At 35.5% G+C, this 6,000-nt stretch carries 3 protein-coding genes; all 3 read left to right on the forward strand.

Annotated elements, in window-relative coordinates:
* The first annotated feature begins 469 nt into the window (after nucleotides 1-469).
* Nucleotides 470-1,453, forward strand: coding sequence for a T9SS type B sorting domain-containing protein (locus tag ATO12_RS06825; protein WP_034240389.1), 984 nt, complete (start codon nucleotides 470-472; stop codon nucleotides 1,451-1,453).
* Between the two features lie 560 nt (nucleotides 1,454-2,013).
* Nucleotides 2,014-4,062, forward strand: coding sequence for a T9SS type B sorting domain-containing protein (locus ATO12_RS06830; protein ID WP_034240391.1), 2,049 nt, complete (start codon nucleotides 2,014-2,016; stop codon nucleotides 4,060-4,062).
* 4 nt (nucleotides 4,063-4,066) lie between these two features.
* A partial coding sequence (locus ATO12_RS24665; RefSeq protein WP_051575657.1) for a PorP/SprF family type IX secretion system membrane protein occupies nucleotides 4,067-6,000 on the forward strand: 1,934 nt, incomplete at its 3' end.

Consider the following 6,000-nt stretch of genomic DNA (forward strand, 5'->3'; position numbering starts at 1 on the left):
AAAAACCCTCATTATAAATAGTAAATGAGGGTTTTTTAATGCCTAAATATTTATTTTAATATCTTATATGACTGTACATTTATCATTTTTATAGCTAGATTATATTATATTTTGTGATATTATACTTGTAAAAATACTCTTGTTATTATCACTTCAATTGATCAAATATGTACTTTTTTTATTTACTATTTAGAGGCTAATACACTCACAATGTGTTGATTATCAAAAACAAAATGTTAAACTAATTATTTGATAATCAAATAATTAACTATTTATAGTTTTTTGGAAGAAAAATTTCCATATAAATTTGTAGGAATAATCTTAAAACCTAAAAACTTGAATAGTCTTTGTTATTATACGTTTTGCTGTACTATCTGCTAGTGCTTTAAAAATCAGGAAATGCTCTTCATTATTTTCTGTATACGGCCCTATAATTATTCTAATACTATTTAATCATAACTATGATGTTATGATAGAAAAATACAATTTATTGCCATTAATTGCTACTATTGTACTATTCTCGTCGTTAAAAGCAGAAGCTCAGGAAATTGATCCTCCAATTTTTATTTTTCAAGGTACACCAAGCCTAATACAGAAACTCTGTATAGGTCAAAATAGCCCCAATCGAGAAGCTATAGCCAAGGCAAACATTTTATTTGCTACAGGTACAGAATTTGTTTTAGAATTATCTGATGAGAATGGTGTTTTTTCTAATGATGTTACCAGGGTTTTAACACGATTTACTACGCCAATAGCGATTCCTCCCGGGGGAGATATCGAATTTCCTTCTTTAGTTACCGAAACGACATTTACAGTTAACGAGTCTAACATAGGAGAGGTTTATGCATTAGAAGCTACTTTACGCGGGACTACTTTTCCTACCGCACGATCTAATGATCTAACGGTTGAGTTTTTATCCGATGTTGTAGTAATAGAAGCTTCACCGGCATTTATTCCATTTGGAGAGACCTCTACATTAAGTGTTCCTTCGAGTAGTAATTATGCTTATGAGTGGTTTATGGTTGTAGATGGTGAGAACCAATCTTTGGTAGACGGTTCTACAGTTATAAGTGGTCAGGGTACAAGTTCTATAGAGATAGATAGGACAGGTGATTATTTTGTTAGGATTACGTTATTGGATTGTGTTATAGATTCAGAGATACTCAGTATTTCCGATGTTGCTGGTTCATCAGAGATAATTCCTAATGTAGTTACCCCTAATAGCGATGGTATCAATGATAATTGGTTACTACCACCGAGTTTGTTTAATCAGCAATCTGTAGAGGTTACGATTTACAATGCACGAGGTCAGGTTGATTTTACATCTTCAAGTTATCAGAATAACTGGCCACGAGAGAATTCGAAATCATCGGGTCAGGACCCGTTTTATTATTATATAATCACCAAAAATAATTCCGTAGTCAGAAAAGGTTCGATAACGATAATGAAGTAGTAATTTTGTGATTTTTCTGAAGAAAAAAAAACAATTAGAGAAAAAAGATTTCGAATAAATAATGAGTATTCGGGAAGAAAATTTTCTTCTGATTTTTTATATAATATCGTTTTTCTATGACCAAAAACTTAGCGCTATTTTTTACACTTAATCGAGAAAAATTACCTTTTTTAGAACATTTAATGCATATAAAATATGCCAAAAAACGTATAAATAATATGTTTTTTAAGCAAAATTCTTCTGGTTTTTTTATGAAAATAGGGGAGATTTAAACCTTTTTTATCGGTTTGAAATGATTTTTTACAATAGCTCAAGACATTGATTAACAAATTTTTATGTATATTGAAATGTTTTTTATGATTCTATTTGTTTTAGTTAAAATTGAACAAGCAACAAAAGGTCAGAAAATTATTACAAAAAAAAGTTAAATTTTAGTTTGATATAAATATTTAATTTATAATTTTATGTCTTGGTAAAAAATATATTAACAATATTATTAACAAGCGCCCCAAATCGCAAAGTTAATATAGTATATTCACCTTAATCATAAGTGTGATATCATGAAAAAAAAACTTAACCTCATATCATTAATTGCTATAGTGACAGGCTTTCTATTTTCTTCTTTGAAAGCTAATGCTCAGGATATTGGTGCGCCGTTATTTTCTATTGGTGGGTCGACCACCTCGATACTCTGTGTAAATCAAAATGTTCCCAATCGAGAAGCAGTTGCCCAAACTCCTTCGGGATTTGGACCCAATACAGAATATATTCTAGAACTGTCGGATGAGAATGGTCTTTTTTCTGCTAATACTACTAGAGTTTTAACTACATTTACTAGTTCTGTAGCTATTCCACCTAATGGAACAATAACATTTCCTTCTTTTGCTATCCCAACAGATTTACGAGGTGAGAATTATAGTTTACGAGTTAATGTCCCTGCAAGTTCTATTTTAAGTGCAGTACAAGAAAATATTCCTATTTACTATTTTGATTTTTCTCAAGGTGTCACATTAACAGGAGCGAATATCGAGGCCAACACAGTAGCATTATGTGTTGGAGAATCGGCAACATTGACAGCTTTACCAGGAGATTTTCCAGAATATATTTGGTCTTTTAATGGTACAGTGATTCCTGGTGAATCTGGTAATACACTCGAAAATGTAACCCAAGTAGGAAGTTATACAGTTCAAGTCAATTTCGGAAGTTGTAATCCCTCTTTTAACTTTGATACAGCAACAGTAGAAGTTATTGATTTTAATGATACAACAGTACGGATCAATGAACCTTCGCCACAATCCTTTTGTCCCAGTGATGTAAAAATATTAACCACTAGTGTTACCGATCCGGGATTTACTTATGAATGGTTTAAGGACGGAGTTTTAATACCTGATTTTAATGGTCCTTCCGAGATTTTACCTGCGAGTAATTTTGGAGGTATTTACACAGTTAGAGTTACCGGAACGCCGACATGTAATATAACCACTGCTCCTGTGGAGGTTATTAATTTGGGTTCAGATATTTTGACTCAGCCCCCTCCCCAGATTATGTTATTACCGACCCAGCCCGCGTTGACCTTGTCTATTACGACCAATGCACCTGCTGCTGGCAGTACGGTAGAATGGTTTAGGAACGGAATAAGTATCCAAGGTCCGCTCGCGGTTAGTACACCGGGAGCTTTGTCAATTAATGTAACTAATTTAGGAGTATACCGTGTAGATGTTTTTGCCAATGATAGCTGTATGGATACTCTTCAGGCTACTACCGAGGTTTTAGAGCCAGTAGGATTTAGGACCCAGATTTCTACATTGTTAGACTGTGATGCCGATACTGGCACTTTGGGTTTAGAGAATTTATTTGGTATTACTTCTACCGGTGCAGAAGTTCCGATTACTACAGATCAATATTCTTTATTTGATTTTGAATGGTTTTTGGGTAGTCAATCTACTGGAGTTACCGAAACGACATTTACAGTTACCGAGTCTAACATAGGAGAGGTTTATGCATTAGAAGCCACTTTACGCGGGACTACTTTTCCTACCGAACGATCTAATGATCTAACGGTTGAGTTTTTATCCGATGTTGTAGTAATAGAAGCTTCACCAGCATTTATTCCATTTGGAGAGACCTCTACATTAAGTGTTCCTTCGAGTAGTAATTATGCTTATGAGTGGTTTATCGTTGTAGATGGAGAGAACCAATCTTTGGTAGACGGTTCTACAGTTATAAGTGGTCAGGGTACAAGTTCTATAGAGATAGATAGGACAGGTGATTATTTTGTTAGGATTACGTTATTGGATTGTGTTATAGATTCAGAGATACTCAGTATTTCCGATGTTGCTGGTTCATCAGAGATAATTCCTAATGTAGTTACCCCTAATAGCGATGGTATCAATGATAATTGGTTACTACCACCGAGTTTGTTTAATCAACAATCTGTAGAGGTTACGATTTACAATGCACGAGGTCAGGTTGATTTTACATCTTCAAGTTATCAGAATAACTGGCCACGAGAGAATTCGAAATCATCGGGTCAGGACCCGTTTTATTATTATATAATCACCAAAAATAATTCCGTAGTCAGAAAAGGTTCGATAACGGTAATGAGATAATTTTATGGCCAGAAAATTACTATTAATAATCATATGTATATCCTTTAACCTTCTTAGAGGACAGGATGAAAATACCACTACTTATGGTATTCTTCCTACGGATATTCCTACTCATACCTTAGTAAAATATAACCGTTTTTATTTTAACCCTACCTTTTCTTTGGTTCGCGAAAACAAAAAATCTATTAATGTTTATAATAAAACACAATGGGCTTCATTTAATGACAATCCTCAGACGTATTTAATTAATTACACATCAAATTTTGATGAAAAAATAGGTGTTTCTATTGGTTTGCATCAACAAAATGAAGGTATTTACAGGTATTTTGGTGGTATAGCAAACTTTGCATATAATATCGAATTAAATAGAGATATGAACTTCACTTTTGGTTTAAATCTCGGCTTTTCGCAAAGCGGAATTAAATCTAACATTGATTCAGCAACAAGTATTGTTTTAAATAATGGAGTAGAAGTAAGTGACCCCGTTATTTTGAACTATGAGAATAGTTCAGTTTTTCAATTGACCCCTGGTGTTAACTTTAATTATGCAGAATTTGATGTTGGGGTTTCTGTATCAAATCTTGTGGCTTACAACCTAACAGGCAGTGAACTATTGACAGATAATATGGCTTTTACCGGTCATGTTATGTATACTACAAGCCTAGAAAGAAGATCAGACAAGATAATACGAGGAATGGCATATGCCAATATGTTACCCGACTCAGGCGCAGATTCAAACCTTAGATATGGAGGTAATGTTATTGTCGAATTACCAGCACTAGGTTGGGCTCAAGCAGGGTATAATAGTTTTTATGGAGCTTCATTGGGTATTGGAGGGAATATTACATCGAATATTTCAGTTGGATATACCTACGAAACAGGATTTGGAGATACTAGTAATTTTGGAGCAAGTCACGAGGTAGGTTTAGCATATAATTTTGAAAAAGAAAAACCAAGAAGAAGAAGAAGAGGAAGTAGATCAAAATCAAGTACTCAAAAGGCATATGAAGAAAGAGATTCTGAAATTAGAAGACTTAAGAAGGAAATTCTTGAACAAAATAAACTGATAAGAGAATTACAAGAAGAACAAGGAGACTCTCGAAGCCAGGAACAAAAGGCAATGAGTGAGCTCGAAAAATCAATAGCAGAAGCTAGGGAGAAAGAATCCAAAGCAGCTAGAGAGTTAGAATTACAACGAGCGGAAGAAGTAAAATTACTAAACAAAAAAGCAGAAGAAGAGCGTTTAGCTGCTCAAAGACAAATAGAGCGCGAAGAAGCAGAGCAGAAAGCAGAAGAAGAGCGTTTAGCTGCTCAAAGACGAATAGAGCGTGAAGAAGCAGAGCAGAAAGCAGAAGAAGAGCGTTTGGCTGCTCAAAGACGAATAGAGCGTGAAGAAGCAGAGCAGAAAGCAGAAGAAGAGCGTTTAGCTGCTCAAAGGCAAATAGAGCGTGAAGTAGCAGAACAAAAGGCAGAAGAAGAAAGAATTGCTGCAGAAGAAGCAGCTCGTGAAGCCGAGGCAGCAGAACAAGAACGTCTAGCTGCTCAAAAAGAGCTGGAGCGTGAAGAAGCAGAACAAAAAGCAGAAGAAGAACGCCTAGCTGCTCAAAAACAGTTAGAACGTGAGGTTGCTGAGCAAAAAATAGAAGAAGAACGTTTAGCTGCTCAAAAACAGTTAGAGCGTGAAGTGGCAGAGCAAAGGATAGCAGATGAGGCAGCAGAAGCAGCCCGTTTAGCTGAAGAGAAGAGATTAGCAGATGAAGCAGCAGCAGAAGCGGCTCGTTTAGCTGAAGAGAAAAGATTGGCAGATGAGGCAGCAGCAGAAGCGGCTCGTTTAGCTGAAGAGAAAAGATTGGCAGATGAGGCAGCAGCAGAAGCGGCTCGTTTAGCCGAGGAGAAGAGATTGGCAGATGAAGCAGCGGCAGAAGCGGCTCGTTTAGC

This window comes from Aquimarina atlantica (assembly GCF_000626715.1).
GTDB lineage: Bacteria > Bacteroidota > Bacteroidia > Flavobacteriales > Flavobacteriaceae > Aquimarina > Aquimarina atlantica.